Genomic DNA, 21186 nt, shown 5'->3' on the forward strand with positions numbered 1-21186 from the left:
TCGATGCGCGCCAATTTCCGCATGCAGCGGCTCTTCATCGACACACCACTTTCCACCGGCGCCGTTTACGAAACCGGCAAGGAACAGTTCAACTACCTTGTCAACGTGTTGCGTTTCCAAGAGGGCGATGCCGTTCTCGTCTTCAATGGCCGCGATGGCGAATGGCGGGCGGAGCTTTCCTTTCCGAGCAAGAAGCGTCTCGTCCTGACGGCGACCGAGCAGACGCGGCCGCAGCCTGCTCCCTGTGATCTTCACTACCTGTTCGCGCCGCTGAAGGTCGGCAGGCTCGACTATCTCGTGCAAAAGGCCGTCGAAATGGGCGCGGGGCTGTTGCAGCCGGTGATGACGCAGCATGTGCAGGGCAAAATCACCAACATGGACCGGGTCCGGGCCAATGTCATCGAGGCCTCCGAGCAATGCGGCGTTCTCGGCATTCCACAGGTGGCGGAGCCGCGCAGGCTGGACGACGTTCTGGGAACCTGGCCCGAGGACCGGCGCATCATCTTCTGCGACGAGGGCGATGCGGGACAAAATCCGTTGCCGGTTCTTGCCGGCGTCAAAGAGCGCAAGCTGGCCCTTTTGATCGGTCCCGAGGGCGGCTTCTCCGATGCGGAGCGCACCTTGCTGCGCAGCCGCGATTTCGTCACCGCCATTCCGCTCGGACCGCGTATCCTCAGGGCCGATACGGCCGCCGTCGCAGCCATGGCCGTTATTCAGGCGACGATCGGCGATTGGCGCTAGCGGCCGTGTCATTTCAGTGCCGATAAGGTGTTGAAAATTTGAACCCGCCTTGAAACAATTTCACTTGCACGTCACCTCAATCCGGTTCAATCACCCTCCTGACATCTGCCGCCCGGCAGGTTCCGCCTGTTCAAAAGAAGACGCCCATGGCCAGAGATACCACCGACCAGACGCCGGTTACCTCCGTCGCAGACCTCACCGAATACCTGGCTCAGGGCAACAAGCCGAAGGAGCGGTTCCGCATCGGGACGGAGCATGAGAAGTTTGCCTTCTTCAAGACCGACAACAGCCCCGTCCCCTATTTCGGCGAGGCCAGCATCTCGGCGCTTCTGAATGGGATGGCGGAAAAAAGCGGCTGGGAGCCGATCATCGACGCCGGCAACATCATCGGCCTTGCCGAGCAATCCGGCCAAGGCGCGATCTCGCTCGAGCCCGGCGGCCAGTTCGAGCTTTCGGGCGCACCGCTCGAAAACCTGCACCAGACCTGCAAGGAATCCAACCAGCACCTGGCCGCGCTGCGCGAAATCGCAGAGCCGCTCGGCATCCGCTTCCTTGGCATCGGCGGTTCACCGAAATGGACGTTCGCGGAAACACCGCGCATGCCAAAATCCCGCTACGACATCATGAGCCGCTACATGCCGAAGGTCGGCACCCAGGGTCTTGACATGATGTACCGCACCTGCACGATCCAGGTGAACCTCGACTTCTCCTCTGAAGTAGACATGCGCCGCAAGATGCAGGTGTCGCTGAAGCTGCAGCCGCTGTCGACCGCCCTGTTTGCAAGTTCGCCCTTTACCGACGGCAAGCCGAACGGGTTGCTCTCCTGGCGCGGCAGCATCTGGCGCGACACGGACAACCAGCGCGCCGGCGTGTTGCCGGTCGCCTTCAACGCGGATTTCGGCTTCGAGGACTATGTCGAATGGGCACTCGATGTGCCGATGTATTTTGTCGTGCGCGACGGCCACTATCATGACTGTACGCACGTCACCTTCCGCCAGTTCATGAACGGCGCTCTGAAGGGCGAACTTGCCGACTGGGAGCCCAATATGGGCGATTGGACCAACCATCTTTCGACGCTGTTCCCCGATGTACGGCTAAAACGCTTTCTCGAAATGCGCGGCGCCGACGGCGGCCCGTGGCGCCGGATCTGCGCGCTGCCGGCCTTCTGGGTCGGTCTGCTCTACGACGACGCAGCCCTTGACGCAGCCGAGGACCTTACCCGCTCCTGGACCTACGAGGACACGATCGCCATGCGCGACGCCGTGCCGGCACAGGCGCTTGCCGCGAAACACAAGGGCACGCCGCTATTCGACATCGCCCGTGAGGTCCTCTCGATCTCCCGCCTTGGCCTGAAGAACCGCAACCGGCTGAACGGCGACGAGGTCGACGAAAGCATCTTCCTTGCGCCGCTGGACGAGGTGCTGGCGAAGAAGGCTACACTCGCCGAAGACCTGCTGTCGCTTTACAACGGCCGCTGGAACGGGTCCGTCGATCCGGTTTTCACTGAGTACCAGTATTAGAGTTCGAGTTTTCGCTTCTCCGCTTGTCGTTGAATGAACAGCGACGGCGCAAACTGCCTCAATAGACCGGAGAGTGGAATGTTACAGGATCTTAAAACCAGGCTCGGCGGCCTTGCCGCGCTCGCCGTCGGCGTGGCGCTCGGCTGGTATTTCGTTCTCGGACCGCTCGACGAGGCAAGGCGCGGCGTTCCCGAGATCAACTACTCTCTGAAAATCTTCCTGATCGTTCCACTCTGCCTCATCTTCGGCGCAGCCTTTCTGGTCATGGGATCGCGACTTTCCTATCGCGATGAGGAGCGCAAGACATTGACGCTGACGGGCTGGATCCTGTTTGGCCTGATCGCCCTTGCGACGGCTGCGGGTTTCTGGTGGTTCAAGGAACAGTTCTCCGCGTTCGGCTATATGTGACTTCGGTAGCCGGCAGACCGACCGTTTCGTAAAAAGCGGTTTCCACTCGGTTTTTTACCGTTATAGTGCAACGACATGCGTTATGCTGCCTGCAGGAGAGGACTCCGGACATGATCCCGCTTTTTGACATGATGATGCAGGCGCAGAACGGCAATGCCATGGACGTGATGGCCAAGCAATTCGGCCTTGCCCAGGAACAGATGGCCAAGGCGACTGCCGCGCTGATGCCGGCCTTCTCCACCGCGCTCAAACGCAACGCCGCCGACCCCTATGATTTCGGCGCCTTCCTGACCGCCATGTCGAGCGGCAACTACGCGCAGTATTTCGAGGACATGAGCAAGGCCTTCACACCGCAAGGCATGGCCGACGGCAACAATGTTCTCGACCAGCTTTTCGGCTCCAAGGAAATGTTGCAGGCGGTCTCCGTGCAGGCGGCCCAGATGACAGGCGTCGGCCAGGAAATCTACAAGCAGATGTTACCGGTAATGGCGAGCGCGATCATGGGCGGCCTGTTCAAGCAGGCCTCCGGCCAGATGAGCGGCATGCAGAACCCCTTCGCCAACACGCCGATGGAAGCCATGATGAAGCCTTGGCTGGAAGCCTCCGGGTTTATCAAGAAACCGCAACCAGCTCCCAATCCGTTCGACAATCCCTTCACGCAAGCCATGCAGGGCTTCTTCGGCATGGCAAAGCCTGAGGAAAAGCCGCAGGCCGCACCAGACATGTTTGCCGCAAACCCCTTCATCAAGGCTTTCCAGGACATGATGAGCGGCGGTGCGGCTGCGAAAGAGCCCGAAAAGAAACCGGCCGACAAGGACCCGATGGCGCCCTTTACCGACATGTTCAACACGATGTTCGACAGCGGTATCGAGGCACAGAAGGAATATCAGAAATCGATCGACAATCTGTTCGACCAGTATCGGACAGCCAATGACGCCGACAAGTAACGCCGTCGAAGCGCTTGTCTTCGACGTCGATGGCGTCATCGTTCTCGGTCGACTCGACGACGGTCGACACTGATCGTCGGGCCTTGAGGCCGACCTTGGGATTAAAGTGGAGGACCTACAAAGCGGCCTCTTTGAAACTCACTGGGCAGATATCATCGTTGGACGGGCGTCTCTCTATGATCACCTGCCGGCGCTTCTTCGGAAGATCGCCCCCGCGGTGAGTTGTGATGATTTCCTGCGGTACTGGTTTGAAAAGGACTCACTGCTCAACCGGCACCTGCTATCGCAGATCGACGAAATTCGCCTGTCGGGCCGGAAGTGCTTACGAACCAAGAGCATTGCCGCGCGAAGTACCTTTTGAACGAACTCGGCTTAGCGCGGCATTTCGACGGGATGTACTATTCCGCAGCGCTCGGGCACCGGAAGCCTGAAACGAAGGCCTTTAAGGTTGTCGCAGCCCGGCTCGAACTGCAGCCGGAGCATATTCTGTTGATTGATGACACTCCGGAGAACGTTGACGGCGCCCACCGCCCCGGCTGGCAGGCTTCTCTGTGGAAAGACGGAATGCTGTTGAGCGATCTGCTTCAGCAAGGACCGAACGGCGGATTGCGTCAGACCGAATAGGAAAAAGCCCGGTGCCGGTCCTCAAGACCGCTCACCGGGCAAGCAGCAGGGCATATTGGCTCTAACCCTGCGGGGAACGGTAACGCGCAGAGGCGGCTGCGCGTCCCTGTTGCACGGAACGTCTTCAAACGTTCGAGGTGCGCAACAAAACTCTGAACTGCTGCGGAATTCCTGAACTTGTCGCTCAAGAGCTTAGCGCAGCAAATGCACCGTCAATCGAGGCGCGCACTCCTGTAGAACGTGTTCGTCCTGTTGCGCGACGCCCGGGTCAAGTGACGGCCCGGATCATCGAAAAAGGACGAGGTCAGCGCCTCGCGCACTTCTTCACGGCAAAGCCCGATATCCAGCAATTGATGATCATCGAGGTCGTGCAAGCTGCCGATAGCTTTTCGGTTTCGCAGCAGGCGCCAAACCGATTTCAGCACGCCCGTCAGCCCCGTCTGGCGGGACGTCGCGGACAGCTTCCCGGTAAGGGTGAGATCGAGGGTGTGATCGGTCGTGCGCATGATACTGCTCCTTTTTTCAGGCACGACAGCGCCGCACGTCTTTCAGACGTGCAAAGGTCGCTGCGATTAAAAATTTTGCATAATTTTTCCTTAAATCGTTCCCGATTTAAGGAATTATGCAAGGGCGACCCGTCCCGCCGCAGGGAGGTCGGCGCGGGGGTAGGTCGAGACTTGATGATGTTTCGGCTTCGCCACAAGCGGGCCGAAGCGGTGATTGATGTCGTTTGCAGGACCAAATTCGCAAATCCTTATTGATCAGTCCAACGAATGTTTCTAATGATATTCATCAAACAATTTTATGGGTAACCTTTGGGGACTTGCGCCATGTCCGCACCACTCGACATCGACCAGCTTCAGACTTTCGTTGCCATCGCCGATACCGGCAGCTTCACCAAAGCGGCCGATCGGGTATTCAAGACCCAGTCGGCCGTCTCGATGCAGATGCGCCGGCTGGAGGAACGAATTGGCAAGCAGCTCTTTGCGAAGGACGGCCGCGGCAACCGGCTGACGACGGAGGGTGACCGGCTCCTGAACTTCGCGCGGCGGATGATCCGTCTCAACAACGAGGCGATCGCCTCCTTCGACGACAACCGGCTGGAAGGCACGCTGCGGATCGGCACGCCCGACGACTACGCCGACCGCTATATGCCGGAGATCATCGTCCGCTTCGCCAAGACCCATCCGAACGTCGAGCTCTTTATCGTCTGCGAGCCTTCGGTGGACCTCGCCGAAAAGATGGCCAGAGGCGATCTCGACATCGCGCTTGTCACGCACAACCCGCGTGCACGCGCCTCGGATGTGGTACGGACCGAGCCGCTCTGCTGGGTATGCTCGATCAACCACCCGCTGCCGGAGAACGCACCCGTGCCGCTCGCCGTCGGCAAGCGCGATTGTCAGTGGCGGCAGGCCGCCTGCTCGGCGCTCGACGCGACCGGCAAGGAATACCAGATCCTGTTCACCAGCTGGTCGTCGACCGTCGTCGCCGCTGCGGTTCTCGCCGGCATGGCCGTTTCAGTGCTGCCGGAATCGGCGCTGCGCACCGGCATGAAGGTGCTGACCCAGGCCGACGGGTTCCCCGCGCTGGCGCCGGTGCAGATCGGCATCATGAAGCGGCCCGGCCTGTCGCCGTCGCTGTCGAATGCCATCACCAATCACATCACCGCCTGTCTCGACAACATCACGCCGACGACCGCGACTGACGACCTCGATGGCGATATCAAGAACTTCCCGCGCTACCCGCGACTGCGCCAAAGCCATATGCTGCCGGGCTGGTAAGCCACACATGCGCTAACAGTAAACAAAAAGGCCGTGCTTCCCTTCGAAGCGCGGCCTTTTTGTATTCCCCAATATTAATACCCGGCCATAAAATTAGCCGTTAAAACTGATGCAATATGATTTGGTCATTTAGCCGTCCCCAACGAGCCGACTGGAGTTCTATACTCCAATCTGGCGAGCCACCAAAGATGGAGAGGATGACCATTTTTGGGTCAGTCACGCCTCCGACCTTGGCGAAGGTCGTCTCCGAAGCTGCCGCGCCATCGCTGGCCAGTCCTCAAGCCAGTTTTGCCTTCAGGAACTCCACTGTCCGGCGCCAGGCAAGATCGGCCGCCTTCTTGTCGTAGCGGGCAGCAGAGGTATCGTTGTTGAAGGCATGATTGACACCGTCATAGACATGAATGCTGAAATCCTTGCCATTGCCGGTCAGTGCCTTCTTATAGGCCTCGATGCCGGCATTGATCCGCTCGTCCAAACCGGCATAGTGCAGGAGCAGCGCCGCCTTGATCTTCGGCACATCTTCGGCCGGTGGCTGGGCGCCGTAATAGGCGACGCCGGCTTTAAGGTCAGGCGAAGCGACCGCCAGGTTGTTAACCAAACCGCCACCCCAGCAGAAGCCGATCGCGCCAACCTTGCCGGTCGTTGCGTCATTGCCTCCAAGGAAGGCCACGGTCGCCACAGCATTGTCGACCGTCTGCTTTTCATCCAGCGCGCTGATCATTTCGCGCGCCTTGTCCTCATCGGCCGGCGTGCCACCCGCTGGAGACAGCAGATCCGGTGCCAGAGCCACGAAACCCTCCAGCGCGATGCGGCGGGCGACGTCGCGGATATGCGGATTGAGACCGCGGTTCTCGTGAATGACGATGACGGCGGGCAGTTTTCCGGCAGCATCGGCCGGGCGCACGAGATAGCCCTTCATGTCACCGGCAGCGCCGGGATAGGTGATGTCCTCGCCCTTCAACCGCGGGTCTGCTTCGGGCACCACTTCCGCATGCGCGCTGTTGGCCGCAAGCAAGGGCGCGATGGCCGCCGCACTTGCCGCCGATCCGGTCAGCGCCGTCAGCTTCTGCATGAAGGATCGCCTGTCGAGAGAGAGATGGGTGTAGTCGTCGTAGGCATTGATCATCGCCTGGGTAATGGCGGGCTTATCCATGACTTCCTCCTGATGCTTGAGCCGATGACAAAAGAACTGTGTCATCGGCTCAAGGGTCAAGGTCATGGGGAGTGGATTGACGCGAAAGTGATTGACAGTGGCAGCCCACGGCCAAAGGCTCCGCGCTTCCGGCCTCCGGTCTTACTGCATGTACCAGCCGTGGCTGACGACGAGCGACTGGCCGGTCAGCGCATTGGTCTCGAAACCGGCAAACAGCAGTGCCACTTCGGCGACGTCATCGACCGTGGTGAATTGCGTGTCGACCGTGCCGCCGAGCATCATCTTCTTGACGACTTCCTCCTCGGAGATGCCGAGCGCCTTCGACTGCTCGGGGATCTGCTTCTCAACGAGCGGCGTCTTGACGAAGCCTGGGCAGATGACGTTGGCGCGCACCCCGTCCGGTCCGCCCTCCTTGGCGACGACGCGGGCCAGGCCGAGCAGGCCGTGCTTGGCGGTGACATAGGCCGATTTCAGCGGAGAGGCCTCGTGCGAATGCACCGAACCCATATAGATGATTGCGCCGCCCTTCTGGGCCTTCATATGCGGGATGCAGGCCTTGGTGGTCAGAAAGGCGCCGTCGAGATGGATGGCCAGCATCTTCTTCCAGTCGGAAAACGCATAGTCCTCGATCTTGTTGACGATCTGGATGCCGGCATTGGAGACGAGGACATCCACCCTGCCCCATTTTTCGATGGTGGCGGCGACGCCTGAATTGACGGCTTCCTCGCTGGTAACATCCATGGCAAGGCCGATCGCCTCGCCTGGCCCCGCCGCCGTCAGGTCCTTGGCCGTCGCTTCCGCCGCCTCGAGCTTGAGGTCGGCGATGACGACCTTGGCGCCTTCGGAGACGTATTTCCTGGCGATTGCCAGGCCGATACCACTGGCAGAGCCGGTAACGATGCAGACCTTGTCTTTGAGTTTCATGGATGGGACTCCCTATTTTGCAAGATAATCATGGACCACTTCGCCGAGGCCCAGCGTCAGGTCGGAGAGAATATGGACGGCGGACCTGACTTCGAGCACTGGCAGGTCGGCAACCGGCGCCAGCGCATGCGGAAACAGTGCCAGCGCGCCCGGCCCTTCCCAGGCGCCCTTCACGGTCAGATCCTCGAGATAGTATCGAACCAGTTCGCAGATGCGCGGCGTGCAATCGACATGCGGCATGATTTTCAGCATGAAGTTCGGCTGCTTCAGCGTCTCCAGAACCTTCGCCTTGTCGAGCGTGCGGTGCTTGAAACCCATCGTCGCCGTCGCAACCCGTTGGCCGCCATAGTCGAGCGTGCCGACCAGTGCATCCTTCACCGATGCCAGCGAGGGTTCCGCGAGCTTCTTCGGAAAGCCCCAGATCTCACGGCCGCCGGCGATCGGCGCGTCGTCATTGAGGTACATGGAGTGGACATAACCGCCATGCACGCCGTTGAAACTGACGGGAATGACCTGGCCGGATTCGGTGTAATCGCCAAAGCCCGTCGAATCCGGCATGCGGATGAACTCGTATTTCACCAGCGGTTCATCGAACTGCAGCGGCTCCGGCACAACGCGGCGCAAAGCCTCCGGATCGGTGCGGTAGGTGATGATCATGTATTCGCGATTGACGAAGCGATAGGGACCCGGCGGATAGGATGGGCTCGTCAGCGGCATCGCGAAGGCATTGCGGACCACATCTTCGACTTTCATGCTTTTTTCTCGCTTCCATGTTTTTCACAAAGATCGAAGACACGAATCCCGTTGGTTGGGCGGGTGCGGCTCTGCCAATCCGGATGATTGAGCGTCCTGACCACATCGTCATGGCCGGCCTTCCAGTGTTCCTCCACGGAAAGACGGGAGAACTCGTAGTCCTTGGACTGGCCCTCGTAGGCGGCATGGCGGTAGATCAGGTGCACCATGGTGACGGCGCAGTCATTGCCGATCCTCTCGAGAAACCGCGCGTCCGGATCATCCTTCAGTTCTTCCGGCAGCTTTGCCATCAGCCGGCTGGCGGCCATGCGGATGCCCTGCAGCTTGCGGAACTGGTCGGTGTTCAAGCGCGTGCGGCTGGAAAAACGGATTTCCTTTTCCCGTGCCTGGACGTCGAAAAGATCCTTCGGCAACTGGCCCTTTGCACTGAACAGATCGACCTGGAAGATGCAGAGATCGCTTTCCAGTTCGGGACCGGAGAGAATCCGCTGCAGGGGCGTGTTGGAAACGATGCCGCCGTCCCAATAGTACCGGCCGTCGATCTCGACCGGTGCAAAACCCGGCGGCAGCGCTCCGGAGGCGGCCACGTGCTTCGCCGAAAAGGCGCAGTGGTTGTTGTCGAAATAATTGAAGTTGCCGCTCACCACATCGACGGCGCCGAGGCTGAGGCGAATGGCGCCGGAATTGATCAGGTCGAAATCGACGAGATCGGCAAGCGTTTCCTGCAGCGGCCCGGTATCATAGAGACTGATGGCCGCCATCGGATCGCCCGGAATGTTCCAGGGTTTCAAGGCGCGCGGCTTGAAGAAGCCGGGGACGCCTGTCAGCGAGCCGAGAAGGGCGGAGGATTCGTTGAACCACTTCCGCATGACATCGCCATTTCCAAGAAAATGACCGTTAAGACCGGAGGAGACGCGGTGCCAGAAGGTGCGCAGATTGTCGACGCGGCGGTTTACCGGGCTTCCGGCAATGATCGCCGAATTGATTGAGCCGATGGAGATGCCGGCAAGCCAATCGGGTCGGATGCCCGCCCCATGCAGGGCCTCATAGGCCCCCGCCTGATAGGCGCCGAGAGCACCGCCGCCCTGAAATACAAGCACGGTTTTCTCTGTCGGTATGGTGCTCACCGGATGCTTCCCTTCAAATGCTGCGACTGCGAAGCGATAACGGCCAGACGGCTATCAGGTTCCATGCAGGCAGATTACGTTTTGGTAATGCGGAAAAGCGTTTAGAGGGATGATGTTCAATTTAATTCAAGGGCTTGGACGTATGGATGGCGTGCCGTTCCTGCCGCCGGAACCGGATGATAGTGCAGCTTCCGAGAGCACGCAATGCAACAGAATGTGACAGGAACACCGCCTCAGACACCGGCGATATGTGCCGCAAACAGCACCCACAGCACGAAATTGAAGACGAAGCCGGTCACGAAGAAGCGCCGGCGCGGCTTCAGCCGGTTCGAGGTGACATGCACATAAGCATGGGCGAAGCGGCTGAGGACAAAGAGCCAGGCGGCCGCGAGCACGGTGTTGTTCACGCCGGCGGTCAGATAGAACAGGATGCAGACGAGGAAGAAAAGGACCGGTAGTTCGAACTGGTTGATCAGGCTGCGAGCGGCCGTTGCGCTTGGTGCCGGCTCGATCGCCGGAACCCAATAGTCCTGTACCTTGGCAAGACCGGCGCGCACGGCGCGATTGCGCCGCTTCAGCATCAGAAAATAGACGGCGTGGATCAGCGCGACCTGTGCGATGACCGGCCAGAAGATGGCAGTCGATGTGGGCATGGGCACTCCGTCGATCGAACCATCGATGATGTATAGCAAGCCGGCCGAAAATCCAGAACAGCACCGATTGCCGCGTCTCAAGCGCCTTGCTGGACATCTCTTTTGCGAATGACGAATCGTCGCCCTGATGGTTACGATCGCTGGAAGCCCGGCCATAAAAGAAAAAGCGGCGAAGACATCTCCGCCGCTTCGTCAAGTTGAGACATGACGCGCTATTTTCAAGCGCCGCCGGGATAGTTCGGGCTTTCGCGGGTGATCGTCACATCATGGGCATGGCTTTCGCGCAGGCCCGCGCCGGAGATGCGCACGAAGGTGGCGCGTTCCTGGAAGTCCTTGATCGTCTTGCCGCCGACATAGCCCATCGACGCCTTGAGACCGCCGGCCAGCTGATGCAGCACGCCGGAGACCGGACCCTTGTAGGGCACCTGGCCTTCGATGCCTTCCGGTACCAGCTTCAGCGTATCGCGCACTTCCGCCTGGAAGTAGCGATCCGCCGAGCCGCGCGCCATGGCGCCGACCGACCCCATGCCGCGATAGGCCTTGAAGGAGCGTCCCTGATAGAGGAACACTTCGCCCGGGCTTTCGTCGGTGCCCGCCAGCAGCGAGCCGATCATGCAGGCGGAGGCGCCGGCGGCGATGGCTTTCGCCAGGTCGCCGGAGAACTTGATGCCGCCATCGGCAATGACCGGAATATCGGACGCCTGGGCGGCTTCGACCGCTGCCATGATCGCCGCGAGCTGCGGCACGCCAACACCGGCGACGATGCGGGTGGTGCAGATCGAACCCGGGCCGATACCGACCTTGACCGCATCCGCGCCGGCATCGATGAGTGCCTTGGTGCCATCGGCGGTGGCGACGTTTCCGGCCATGATGCGCACCGAGTTCGACATCGTCTTGACCTTGGTCACCGCATCGAGAACCCGCTGCGAATGGCCATGCGCGGTATCGACGACGATCAGATCGACGCCGGCCTCGATCAGCCGCTCGGCCCGTTCGATGCCATCATCGCCGACGCTGATGGCGGCGGCGGCGCGCAGGCGGCCCTGTGCGTCCTTGGAAGCATTCGGGTTGAGCTGCGACTTCTCGATGTCCTTGACCGTGATCAGGCCGACGCAGCGTCCGTCGCCATCCACCACCAGCAGCTTTTCGATGCGGTGTGTATGAAGCAGACGCTTGGCTTCCTGCTGGTCGACGTTCTCCTTGACCGTGATCAGGTTTTCCCTGGTCATCAGTTCATAGATCTTCTGCGTCGGGTCCGATGCGAAGCGAACGTCGCGGTTGGTGACGATGCCAACGAGACGACCAGGCTTGCCGCCGCTTGCGTTTTCAACGACCGGGATGCCGGAGATCGAGTACATCTTCATCAGCGAGAGCGCGTCGGCGAGCGTGGCGTCCGGGCCGATCGTCACGGGATTGACGACCATGCCGCTTTCGAACTTCTTGACCTGGCGAACCTGCTCGGCCTGCTCGACCGGCGTCAGATTGCGGTGGATGACGCCAATGCCGCCGGCCTGCGCCATGGCAATTGCGAGGCGCCCTTCGGTGACGGTATCCATGGCGGAGGAGAGGATCGGAAGGTTGAGTTCGATATCCTGGGCGATGCGGGTGGCGATGTTGGTCTGCCCCGGCATGACCTCGGAATGTCCCGGTTGAAGGAGCACGTCGTCGAAGGTCAGAGCCTCCAGACCGGTTGCCGTTTCAATGATGCGAGCCATGGCCAATCCCTTCAATAGATGAAACGCTTCGCGGACGGTCTTGGGAAACGGTCCGGCGAAAGACTTGCAAGAGTTTCTTGGAAGTTGGCGAGGGCTCGTAACACGGATATGACGGGATGGAAAGTGCAAAGGCCCGGCGAAAACGCCGGGCCTGCTAAGAATCTTGAGCAATGCGTGATCGGCGGCGCCTTCAGATTTCGAACTGAAGGGTCTCCGTTTCCGGTCCCGGATGCGCGGGGAGCCGGAAACGGAAACGGAAACGATCGCCATCGAAGAGCTTGGGCGTGAACTATTCCGGCCGCTCGCAGACCGCCGAAAGCTTGTTTCCATCGGGATCGCGAACATAGGCCGCGTAGAAATTTGCGTGGAAAGGCCGCAGGCCCGGTGCGCCCTCGTCGGTGCCGCCATGGGCGAGTGCCGCCTCATGGAACGCATCGACGTCCGCCCGGCTCTCGGCGTCAAGCGCCACCATTGAACCGTTGCCGATGGTCGCGGCATTCTGGTCGTAGGGCGTGACGACCCACAGCCGGCATCGCGTATCATGCCCGGCCCCATAGCCGATCTCGACATCGTCCTGCTTGCGGCGCTTCAGGCCGAGCGGGGCAAGTGCCGCGTCATAGAAGATCCGCGCCCGCTCGAGATCATTGGTGCCGATGGTCACGTAGAGCAGCATGCGATCACTCCGCCGGCGCTTCGTCGAGATTGTCCGAAACGTCTTCCCGGGTTGCCGCAACATCCGCCCGGCGTCCCTTGAAGCCCTTGGCGAGCAGGAACATTTCGACCGATTCGGCCCGCGACGAGGCAGGCTTCACATGGATAACCTGCTTGAAATTCTGCTTCAGCAGGTTGAGAAGTTCGCGCTCGGTTCCGCCCTGGAACGTCTTCGCCAGGAAATGGCCGCCCGGCGCCAGAACGTCGACGGCGAAATGGGCCGCGACCTCGCAGAGATGCATGGTGCGGATATGGTCGGTCTGGCGGTGGCCGGTCGTCGGCGCTGCCATGTCGGAGAGAACAAGGTCCGGCGCGCCGCCAAGCGCGTCCATGATCTTGTCCGGCGCCGTCGAATCGAGAAAATCGAGCTGCAAGATGTGGACGCCCGGCAGCGGATCCATCGGCAGAAAGTCGATGGCGACCACCTTCGGCTCCGCGTCGGTCGAGCGGGTCACGTTGGCGGCGATCTGCGACCAGCTTCCGGGAGCCGCCCCCAAATCGATGATCCGCCGCGCGCCTGAAAGAATCTTGTGCTTCTCGTCGATCTCGAGCAGCTTGAACGCCGCGCGGGCGCGATAGCCCTCGAGCTGCGCCCGCTGCACATAGGGATCGTTGATATGTCGCTCGATCCAGCGCCGCGACGACGCCTTCAGCTTGCCCTTCTTGACCTTCTGGCCAAGCTTGCGCCCGGTGCGGTTTCCGCCGATCGGGGGTTTGGTCATTGCGTATTTCCTTCGTGGGAACCGTACGGCCCGCGCGCATTCCGGCGCGCGCGACCGCGGCGCCAGACGCCGTCATCGGCCATCATGTCGGTGAGCAAGCCTTCGCGTAAGCCCCGGTCGGCAACGCGCATGCGCTCCGACGGCCAGCGGCGGCGAATGGCTTCGAGAATGGCACAGCCGGCGAGCACCAGATCGGCGCGGTCCGGGCCGATGCAGGGATTGGCGGCTCGCGCCGTGAAATCCCATGACAGAAGGCGTGCCTGCATGGCCGAAACCTCGTCATCCGACAGCCACAGCCCATCCACCTTGCGCCGGTCATAACGCGGCAGATCGAGATGGACGCCGGCGAGTGTCGTCACCGTGCCGGACGTGCCGATCAGGTGGAAGCCGTTCTCGTCGCCGGGATTGTCGAGCGTGTGGATTTCCGGGCAGTCGAATTTGGCGAGCATGCCCTGAACTTCGACGACCATCGCCTCGAAACTTTCCGGCGTGACATGCTGGCCGCCATGACGTTCCGACAAAGTCACGACGCCAACTGGCAGCGACGTCCAGTGGGTGATGTGGTTGGCAAGGCGGCTGGAGCGGTTCTCGCCGATCTTGATGACGGCGATCTCCGACGAGCCGCCGCCGATATCGAACAGCACCACTGATTTCGTCTCGCGCCCGACCAGAGACGAGCAGCCGGACACCGCAAGCCGCGCCTCCGTCTCGCGCGTGATGATCTCAAGTTCCAGTCCGGTTTCGGCCAACACCCGTTCAAGAAAGGCCTCGCCGTTTTCGGCAGCGCGGGTCGCCTCGGTGGCGATGAGCCGGGTCTTGCGAATATCGCGGTTTTTCAGCTTCGCGGCGCAGACCTTCAACGCCTCGATCGAACGGTCCATGGCATCCTCAGACAGGCGGCCGGAGGCACCGAGCCCTTCGCCAAGCCGCACGATGCGCGAAAAGGCGTCGACGACGCGGAACTGGCCCGGCCGCGTCGGCTGCGCGATCAACAGGCGGCAATTGTTGGTGCCGAGGTCGAGCGCGGCGTAGAGTTGCGAGGCCGAATCAAAGCCGGAGGCCAGGCCACCGCCAAAGCGATCGTCGTGCCCTTTCTGGGAAAAGGCCGGACGCTCCACCGGCCGCGCGGCGGAGGCCGGACCTTGTGGCTGCGGTCTGGATACGACGTCGGCAACCGGCCGCGCCTTGTCGGCAGATGCAAGGGGACGTCCCTGCAGGACGCGACGCAGCCGGTCCTTCTTGCCACGCTTTCGGCTGGGGTGGTGTTCGGCGACGGAACCCGCGGCCTGCTTCACCGCGGAGAGATCGGTGACGCGATTTGCGGCAGCCGCCTGCTCAACCTGCCCGGATTTGGAGCGGCGCCTGCGCTTGCGTTTGCGCACCGGTTCCCCGGGCGCTTCTTTCACTTCGGGACGCCCTGTTTCTCCGGAATGGCCGGAGGAACTGGCATTCGCAGAGGGCATGCGCGACGGTTTTCCCCGTCTGCGCTTTCCTTTGCCGGAACGGGACGGTGTGCGCCCCTCGTCGCGGCCTGCTGCCGACGCCCCGGAAACGGACGGCTGTTCGCCGCTGTCGGGGTCTCTCACGTGTCTGTCCATTGCGCCGCGCGGAACGATAGCTGCTCAAGGCGCTCTCTTGATTTTCGTTGGGCAGACTTTACCAGCGCCGTCCGCTTTCGCCAAATTCTTTTTGCACCACGCCCCAATGCCTGAATTCCCGCGTCATCACATGGATCGCACGGCTGCGAATTTTACAGGGGGTGAACTACATTTTTTTACCAAAATCTATTGCATCCGCCGATCTTTTGTTTATAAGCCCGCCTCACCGGCTGGGCGACACGATCGCCCACGCAGCGTTGGGGAATAGGTTAACGGTAGACCCACGGACTCTGACTCCGTTAGTCCTGGTTCGAATCCAGGTTCCCCAGCCAATTCTCTCTAAATCCCCGTAATTCCTTGATTTTCCAGTCGTGCCGGATATCGTTTTGGCATCATTGGCGACCTGATGCCCAGAACTGTAGCCCACAGGTGATGCCCACGGTTTTATGAACCGGCGTCATCGGTGGTCCAGCAGAGGCTGTCACGGCATGGCGATTCGCCACGAAGTCGAAAATCTGATCCGACGCGGAAACATCTTTTACTGGCGCGCGCGCATTCCTACATCATTCGCGCGGTGCCAGCCGGGCAGCCGGCTTTCACTGAGCCTTCATTGTTCCGACCATAAGAAGGCTAAGATGATCGGCCGAAAGCTCAATGTGCGCCTGGCCGAGTTGAAGATGAACTCGAAGGAATCCATGTCCACAAAAGACCAACTTCAAAAGCTGTTCGAGCATGAGCGCGACGCAATGCTCGAACACCTCGAAGACGTTGCGATGATCGCCAGACGCTATGGACGGCCGGCGGATATTGAAGAGCTCGAACTCGACCTCGAAAACGGCTGGACTTACAGACTGCTTGCGATGTTTGGCATAGGTCACCGACTGACGCTGGAGGATACCTGCAGCGGCCGCGCCTATCTGCTCGCCAAAGGCGTTCCCGTGTCGCACATTCCCGCAATCAAATCGAACTATAGGGAGGAGTTCGATCTCGCCAGTAGCCCTGGCTTCCAGGACGGCATTCGCACGCTCATGCAGCAATTCGGGATCGAAGCCCATCCGCTGAACCAGGAAAAGGCGATGAAGGCTTATTTCGGGGGACGCGCGGAAGCATTGTGCGACGTCGAGGATCGCCATCCCCTCGCCGACAGAAATCTCAGCGAGTTGACGGGTGGTTCAAGGCCCGATCATCCCCCGCCGATGCTACCGACCACCATCGAACAAGATGTGAGCGCATCGCAGCCGTCGCACGACATCATCGCCCCTTCCGCGTCGCAAGTTCCTTTGGACGAGGTGGCCGAAATCAGGGTCTTAGACCTAAGACCTGCGACACCGCCGTTCTCTACCGACATCGGGAAGGCGCTACCGCCGGCACCCGTTGTCTCGATCTCCGATTTTGAAGCTGAATGCGACAGGCTCACCGCCAATATGGCAGACTGGGAAGGTGGTACAGCGAACGATGCGAAAGCCCTTGTCAGATTGCTCAAAGGCATCCTTGAGGAATATGGCGTCGAACACTCCGGCCAAATTACACAGTATCACCTTGGCCAGCTACGACAGCACTTCAATGCGATCCCCAAAAAATGGGGGCAGAGCGCCAGAATGAGAGCGATGTCGGCGCCAGAACTTCGCGCCGAGGGTGACAAGCTTCGGAAAAAAGCTGAGATGGATGGGAAACCAGCGGAAGTTGGGCTGAGCTCAGGCACCATCCGCAAGCATTTCGGCAATTTGAACCACTTCCTCAAACATGTGCGTGGGCATGGCTACGACCTCGTTGACTTGAGCTTCGACGGCTTGAGGCCCAAGAAGCCCAAGGCGGGCTCGATCCGAAAGCAACAATACAAACCAAAGCCCGAGGAAATCCAGCCGATTTTCTCATCGCCCGTCTATGCAGGTTCGTTAAATGACAAGCGAGGCCGCGGGAAACCAGGCCCCCATGTCTTCCATGACGCGGCCTATTTTCTCCCTATCATGCTGACCTATCTTGGCGCCCGCAGGAAGGAGTTCGCGAGCCTCGCTCTCGACGATATCGCAGAGGACGACAACGGACTTGTAATCATCTTGCAGACGAATGAATTCCGAAGGCTGAAGACCGAACAATCGGAACGGGTATTGCCGGTTCCCAACGAGCTGATCCGCTTAGGGTTTGAAGACTATTGCATAGCGCTGAAAAAACTCGGGTACAGAGCCGTGTTTCCGGATCTATTTTCAGATAAGACCATCAATGACCCAGGTGATCGATTTTACGACGTCTTTAATCCCATCATGACGCAAGCGCTTGGTGCGAAAATGTGGAAGCGCGCCTTCCATGCACTTCGCCATGGCATGGCGGACACCCTCTTGCAGGCGGGAGTTGCGCCCTTAATCATCGATGACATTTCCGGGCGCCTAAGCATTGACGGGAGTGAAACCAGCCGCCGCTATACGAACCCCGCCGGACTGCCGCTCATGCGCGATGCCCTCACGAAATATCCGATCGTTACCGCCGGCGTCGAGCGCAAGCCGATCAAGCTCCTGCCTTGGATCGAAAAACGGCAGCCGCCGCCATGGGCACGCGAAGCAAAGAATGAAGAGAGACGCCGGAAATAATTTCCGGCATCTCGCCCAAACTTTACGCTGCCTCCCACACCTGATTGAGGATACGCGCCGCGAGCGCAGCCTTGTCCTGCGGCAGGAACCGGCCGTAGTGCTTCGCAACCATATCGGCGGTATCCTGGATGGCATAGCTTGCCTGCTCATATGAGCCGGTCTGCTTGAGGATGTGGGTCGCCAGAACATCGCGGACATTATGAGGGCCGTGTGGCAGCAGGCCCTTGATTGCTCCGCGGCCGGTATATGGATTATAGATCCCGTACCGCTGGATCGTCAGACGCCAAGCCTCGTAGAAGCTGGTGATGTCATAGGCTGCTTCGGTGCTGGTCGTCTTGACCGACTTCACGAAGAAGGTGCCTGGATCCGTAGCCGACCGCAGCAGGACCGAACGATGACGATCGACATAGGCTTCAATGTAGTCGTAAAGCCCAAGGAGATCCGGCAGCACAAGACGGAATGGCTTGTCGCCAAAGAATGACGAATTCGCGTTCTTGAATGCTACGGACGGGATTAAGACTTCCCAGCCGCCTTCGCGATCACTCCAGCGGATTTCGCCGCGCTTCATCTTCTCCAAAACCCGTTCCGAACGAGGCATGTGCCCTTTGGGACAGAGCATCAGTTGACGCAGATTCTTCTGCCGCAGTCCGAGATGCAATCCCAGCCTCAACATGAGAAACGCCCGGACGGCCTCGGCCGCTGGCCTGGGATAACGATGTTCGTCCGGCATCAGGCGGACGATTTCCTCGGTGATCTTGCGGTATTCACCGACTGGGCTGGCCGCTTCGAGAACCGGCATGATCGGCTCGAAAGGATCGCGATGGACACGCGCGATCCGCTGGATTTCTTTCACGCGATGTGACGCATGCTTATGGAAATCATCACACGCGCCATGCCAATCCTCTTTCGCATAGTCGATCTCGTGTTGTGAGACGAGGCCGGGCACTGGCTGGACTCGTGTCAGGAGTTCAGGGTGTTGCCGCAACCAACCTGTCCCCTCCTTCGTGATTGCCAAGGCTATTCGGAGCATGTCCACCTCCCAGGCTGTGTAGAAGCCCCGCCGGCTCTCACGCCACTGAAGATACCAATCCCAGACGCCGGGGAAGATAAGCAATCCGAACGTGATGTGACGAAGCGGCACGCCGTAACCGCGAATTTCCCCATCCTTCGCTGCCGCCAGAGCGCCAAACATAAGGCCCAGATGCTCGATCTTCTGTGACGCCGTCTCCTCGCCCCAGACGCCGCTCCGTTGGAAGCCAACCGAGGTCAAGGCGGAGGTCTTGAAGCGGACGAGGTCGGCCATCTCCATGGCAAGTCCCGGTGGTGCTTCAATAACACCGGAAAGAAGATCCGGATCCTCGATCCATGTTTCCTCGTAATTTGCGGGAACGGTGATCTTTCCGTCACGTGGTGACCGGCCGCCATACGACACTCCAGGGAACCGAATGGCATATCGCTGCTTGACGGCCGCGGCCTGGAACTTCCTGTAATCCGTCGAACCGCTGATGATGACCCGTCGGACCCAGTCGACAATTTCTTCCCGCTTGTGGAAGGGCAAGGAATTGAAGTCCTCTGGCAGGTGCCAGGCGATGCGGCGACGCTCGGCGGGCTCGATCCCCGACAGGTCGAACCCACTTGCGGAACGGGATGGATGAGGGAGTTTTGATTTAAAATATCCCTCCGGCAGCCGATAACGCCGCTCGATACGCGAAAGCACGTTGAAACTATCGGTGCTGCGCGGCACTCGCCGGCCTTCAATCCAGCTCAGGAGGGTGCTCTTGTCGGTCAGATCGTCAGGACCGGTAACGGCGCGATGAAGCGCCCAGTAGGTCTCTCCGTGTCGTCGAAGCTGTAGATTTAGAGCATCTGCGAAGCCCCCTGGTTCCTCCAAAGTTTCGAACAAAGGTTCCGGAAACTCCAACGGCATTCGGACGGACGCCACACCTGCCGTCTTAGCCTTTATCGGTTTTTGTCGTACCGTTGACGTTACCGGACTTTCCGAAGGTTTCACCCTTTTCGTTACGCTACTCGATGACCTCGGGGTTTCGTTTTTTGACGCCTTGTTGGAAGGCGTATTGCCCTTGATCCAGCGAGCGATCGCATCCAATCCGGGATCGATCTGACGCGCATTCGAAGTGAGTAACTCGGTACCGATCCCACAAGCGAGGGCGACGGCACTCCAGTCGGTCGTGCCCCCGGCCCGAGGCGCCGGCCGCCGTAGCTGGATGAGCAAGTGCATATAATACTTCAATCGGAACAAGTCGTCTGGCGCCAATAACGGCGCCAGACGGAGCTGGCAAAAGGTGTCGATCTTGCGCTGAAAAGCTTTTGCAGAAAAACTGTCGTTCATGTCCATTCACATAGTTGTTGTCGTGTCTTCCGCGGATGCGGGGCACGCGATCTATGTGACGTCGGTTAAGCCGTGGTAACGGCGGGGTTAGGACGTCCATTCAAACTCGAAAAAGTCGATTCAAAAGCAAACGGCGTTTTATGAAGTAACGGGGGGACGAATATCCGAAACGGTAACGCCGTTTGCAATGACAGGCACCATTAGCGCGGTAAGTCAGCGACAGTGGCAATCCGAATTCCTCAAGCTTGAAGATGAACCTTGCGACGGAAGTGAACGTCACCGTGACGATAACGATCGACGAGAGCATCGAAGACCTCGTATGAGGCCCGCTCGGCAAAGCCTTGGTCGACCAGTTGTGCGACCAGGATATCACCGAGTTCGTCCACGCGATCTGACCGCCCTTCTTTTAAATGTCCGCTGATCGCCCAAACCAGTAGAACGCGGGCAACGTCGTCGCGGTTCGGACGCCGCTCGGTCCTATGCCGCTCCCGGAGCTGCTTCTGCCGGTCCCTCTGAGTCTGTCGTGCCATATATTCCTCCTCTTCTTTTTTGGAATGGCACCTTCGATGGTCAGAGGACCGGCGGACCGGCGCAAGCCGTTTATCGCGGAAACGGAATCATGATGTTCTGAATCGGAAATCCACGGTCTGGAATCGGATGAGCGCAATTTGTTTCGATTTGCGGGCAACTCGAGGCACGTCGCTGGTAACCTGCTTTGAATGAGAATGGGCACGGCGTACGAAGCCGGATGGTCTCCCAACCCCACCCTGCCAAGACGTGAATCGAAAATCCGCGGTTTTGAATCGTGGGCGATGAAGTTGGAATCATTCTCTCGACGTTTTGAATCTCACGCCATCAGCATTGAATCGAATGA

Annotated in this window: 19 protein-coding genes and 1 tRNA gene; 8 read left to right on the forward strand and 12 right to left on the reverse strand. The window is 59.8% G+C overall.

All coding sequences use genetic code 11. The features are described 5' to 3' along the window. Nucleotides 1-3 precede the first annotated feature (3 nt). From ACSQ2W_RS03550 to ACSQ2W_RS03570, 5 genes are all read left to right on the forward strand, one after another. Nucleotides 4-741, forward strand: coding sequence for a 16S rRNA (uracil(1498)-N(3))-methyltransferase (locus ACSQ2W_RS03550; protein ID WP_436085014.1), 738 nt, complete (start codon nucleotides 4-6; stop codon nucleotides 739-741). Nucleotides 742-887: 146 nt separating this feature from the next. Continuing rightward, a complete protein-coding gene (locus ACSQ2W_RS03555; protein WP_436085015.1) occupies nucleotides 888-2261 on the forward strand; it encodes a glutamate--cysteine ligase in 1374 nt (457 codons plus the stop codon). A gap of 78 nt (nucleotides 2262-2339) precedes the next feature. Continuing rightward, nucleotides 2340-2669, forward strand: a complete 330-nt coding sequence (locus ACSQ2W_RS03560; protein ID WP_436085016.1) for a hypothetical protein — start codon at nucleotides 2340-2342, stop codon at nucleotides 2667-2669. Nucleotides 2670-2779: 110 nt separating this feature from the next. Beyond that, a complete protein-coding gene (locus ACSQ2W_RS03565; protein WP_436085017.1) occupies nucleotides 2780-3616 on the forward strand; it encodes a DUF937 domain-containing protein in 837 nt (278 codons plus the stop codon). Nucleotides 3617-3934: 318 nt separating this feature from the next. Then, nucleotides 3935-4240, forward strand: a complete 306-nt coding sequence (locus ACSQ2W_RS03570) for an HAD-IA family hydrolase (RefSeq protein ID WP_436085018.1) — start codon at nucleotides 3935-3937, stop codon at nucleotides 4238-4240. Nucleotides 4241-4452: 212 nt separating this feature from the next. Here the strand turns inward: ACSQ2W_RS03570 and ACSQ2W_RS03575 are convergent, their stop codons facing one another. Next, complete coding sequence (locus ACSQ2W_RS03575) at nucleotides 4453-4746, reverse strand: DUF1127 domain-containing protein (RefSeq protein ID WP_436085019.1); 294 nt, start codon at nucleotides 4744-4746, stop codon at nucleotides 4453-4455. A 324-nt stretch (nucleotides 4747-5070) separates the two neighbouring features. Here ACSQ2W_RS03575 and ACSQ2W_RS03580 point away from each other — a divergent pair, with 324 nt between their 5' ends. Continuing rightward, on the forward strand, nucleotides 5071-6021 hold the full coding sequence (locus tag ACSQ2W_RS03580) for a LysR substrate-binding domain-containing protein (protein ID WP_436085020.1): 951 nt from the start codon (nucleotides 5071-5073) through the stop codon (nucleotides 6019-6021). Between the two features lie 277 nt (nucleotides 6022-6298). Here ACSQ2W_RS03580 and ACSQ2W_RS03585 read toward each other — a convergent pair whose 3' ends face one another. The 9 genes from ACSQ2W_RS03585 to ACSQ2W_RS03625 form a co-directional block, all read right to left on the reverse strand. Next, complete coding sequence (locus ACSQ2W_RS03585) at nucleotides 6299-7174, reverse strand: dienelactone hydrolase family protein (RefSeq protein ID WP_436085021.1); 876 nt, start codon at nucleotides 7172-7174, stop codon at nucleotides 6299-6301. Between the two features lie 141 nt (nucleotides 7175-7315). Continuing rightward, complete coding sequence (locus ACSQ2W_RS03590; RefSeq protein ID WP_436085022.1) at nucleotides 7316-8098, reverse strand: 3-hydroxybutyrate dehydrogenase; 783 nt, start codon at nucleotides 8096-8098, stop codon at nucleotides 7316-7318. A 12-nt stretch (nucleotides 8099-8110) separates the two neighbouring features. Next, complete coding sequence (locus tag ACSQ2W_RS03595) at nucleotides 8111-8851, reverse strand: acetoacetate decarboxylase (protein WP_436085023.1); 741 nt, start codon at nucleotides 8849-8851, stop codon at nucleotides 8111-8113. Next, on the reverse strand, nucleotides 8848-9978 hold the full coding sequence (locus ACSQ2W_RS03600; protein ID WP_436085024.1) for a DUF3734 domain-containing protein: 1131 nt from the start codon (nucleotides 9976-9978) through the stop codon (nucleotides 8848-8850). Before ACSQ2W_RS03600 ends, ACSQ2W_RS03595 begins: the two co-directional genes overlap by 4 nt. 233 nt (nucleotides 9979-10211) lie before the next feature. Further along, entirely contained in the window at nucleotides 10212-10631 is a 420-nt protein-coding gene (locus ACSQ2W_RS03605; RefSeq protein ID WP_436085025.1) for an MAPEG family protein, read from the reverse strand. A 218-nt stretch (nucleotides 10632-10849) separates the two neighbouring features. Continuing rightward, nucleotides 10850-12346, reverse strand: coding sequence for an IMP dehydrogenase (guaB, locus tag ACSQ2W_RS03610; protein WP_436085026.1), 1497 nt, complete (start codon nucleotides 12344-12346; stop codon nucleotides 10850-10852). Between the two features lie 289 nt (nucleotides 12347-12635). Continuing rightward, on the reverse strand, nucleotides 12636-13019 hold the full coding sequence (locus ACSQ2W_RS03615; protein WP_436085027.1) for a VOC family protein: 384 nt from the start codon (nucleotides 13017-13019) through the stop codon (nucleotides 12636-12638). Nucleotides 13020-13023: 4 nt separating this feature from the next. Further along, nucleotides 13024-13779, reverse strand: a complete 756-nt coding sequence (locus ACSQ2W_RS03620; RefSeq protein ID WP_436085028.1) for an RlmE family RNA methyltransferase — start codon at nucleotides 13777-13779, stop codon at nucleotides 13024-13026. After that, nucleotides 13776-15365, reverse strand: a complete 1590-nt coding sequence (locus ACSQ2W_RS03625; RefSeq protein ID WP_436085029.1) for a Ppx/GppA phosphatase family protein — start codon at nucleotides 15363-15365, stop codon at nucleotides 13776-13778. Before ACSQ2W_RS03625 ends, ACSQ2W_RS03620 begins: the two co-directional genes overlap by 4 nt. Nucleotides 15366-15635: 270 nt before the next feature. On the opposite strand from ACSQ2W_RS03625, the gene ACSQ2W_RS03630 reads away from it, so the two are divergent. Together ACSQ2W_RS03630 and ACSQ2W_RS03635 are read left to right on the forward strand one after the other, a co-directional pair. Continuing rightward, nucleotides 15636-15709, forward strand: a tRNA-Gln gene (locus ACSQ2W_RS03630). Between the two features lie 156 nt (nucleotides 15710-15865). Further along, nucleotides 15866-17962, forward strand: coding sequence for a DUF6538 domain-containing protein (locus tag ACSQ2W_RS03635; RefSeq protein ID WP_436085030.1), 2097 nt, complete (start codon nucleotides 15866-15868; stop codon nucleotides 17960-17962). A 22-nt stretch (nucleotides 17963-17984) separates the two neighbouring features. Here the strand turns inward: ACSQ2W_RS03635 and ACSQ2W_RS03640 are convergent, their stop codons facing one another. After that, the gene (locus ACSQ2W_RS03640) at nucleotides 17985-20318 is read right to left on the reverse strand and encodes a hypothetical protein (protein WP_436085031.1); all 2334 of its coding nucleotides are present in this window, start codon (nucleotides 20316-20318) and stop codon (nucleotides 17985-17987) included. Between the two features lie 233 nt (nucleotides 20319-20551). Continuing rightward, on the reverse strand, nucleotides 20552-20842 hold the full coding sequence (locus ACSQ2W_RS03645) for a hypothetical protein (protein WP_436085032.1): 291 nt from the start codon (nucleotides 20840-20842) through the stop codon (nucleotides 20552-20554). Nucleotides 20843-21186: the final 344 nt, after the last annotated feature.

Origin of the sequence: Pararhizobium sp. LjRoot255 (assembly GCF_964252905.1) — a bacterium.
GTDB lineage: Bacteria > Pseudomonadota > Alphaproteobacteria > Rhizobiales > Rhizobiaceae > Pararhizobium.

Excerpts from the sequence above, each read along its gene's own strand:
- ACSQ2W_RS03615 (WP_436085027.1), bottom strand. The coding sequence starts at position 13,019 with ATGCTGCTCTACGTGACCATCGGCACCAATGATCTCGAGCGGGCGCGG.
- ACSQ2W_RS03640 (WP_436085031.1), bottom strand. The coding sequence starts at position 20,318 with ATGGACATGAACGACAGTTTTTCTGCAAAAGCTTTTCAGCGCAAGATC.
- ACSQ2W_RS03590 (WP_436085022.1), bottom strand. The coding sequence starts at position 8,098 with ATGAAACTCAAAGACAAGGTCTGCATCGTTACCGGCTCTGCCAGTGGT.
- ACSQ2W_RS03605 (WP_436085025.1), bottom strand. The coding sequence starts at position 10,631 with ATGCCCACATCGACTGCCATCTTCTGGCCGGTCATCGCACAGGTCGCG.
- ACSQ2W_RS03550 (WP_436085014.1), top strand. The coding sequence starts at position 4 with ATGCGCGCCAATTTCCGCATGCAGCGGCTCTTCATCGACACACCACTT.
- ACSQ2W_RS03585 (WP_436085021.1), bottom strand. The coding sequence starts at position 7,174 with ATGGATAAGCCCGCCATTACCCAGGCGATGATCAATGCCTACGACGAC.
- ACSQ2W_RS03645 (WP_436085032.1), bottom strand. The coding sequence starts at position 20,842 with ATGGCACGACAGACTCAGAGGGACCGGCAGAAGCAGCTCCGGGAGCGG.
- ACSQ2W_RS03555 (WP_436085015.1), top strand. The coding sequence starts at position 888 with ATGGCCAGAGATACCACCGACCAGACGCCGGTTACCTCCGTCGCAGAC.
- ACSQ2W_RS03575 (WP_436085019.1), bottom strand. The coding sequence starts at position 4,746 with ATGCGCACGACCGATCACACCCTCGATCTCACCCTTACCGGGAAGCTG.
- ACSQ2W_RS03565 (WP_436085017.1), top strand. The coding sequence starts at position 2,780 with ATGATCCCGCTTTTTGACATGATGATGCAGGCGCAGAACGGCAATGCC.
- ACSQ2W_RS03580 (WP_436085020.1), top strand. The coding sequence starts at position 5,071 with ATGTCCGCACCACTCGACATCGACCAGCTTCAGACTTTCGTTGCCATC.
- ACSQ2W_RS03620 (WP_436085028.1), bottom strand. The coding sequence starts at position 13,779 with ATGACCAAACCCCCGATCGGCGGAAACCGCACCGGGCGCAAGCTTGGC.
- ACSQ2W_RS03595 (WP_436085023.1), bottom strand. The coding sequence starts at position 8,851 with ATGAAAGTCGAAGATGTGGTCCGCAATGCCTTCGCGATGCCGCTGACG.
- guaB (WP_436085026.1), bottom strand. The coding sequence starts at position 12,346 with ATGGCTCGCATCATTGAAACGGCAACCGGTCTGGAGGCTCTGACCTTC.
- ACSQ2W_RS03635 (WP_436085030.1), top strand. The coding sequence starts at position 15,866 with ATGGCGATTCGCCACGAAGTCGAAAATCTGATCCGACGCGGAAACATC.
- ACSQ2W_RS03560 (WP_436085016.1), top strand. The coding sequence starts at position 2,340 with ATGTTACAGGATCTTAAAACCAGGCTCGGCGGCCTTGCCGCGCTCGCC.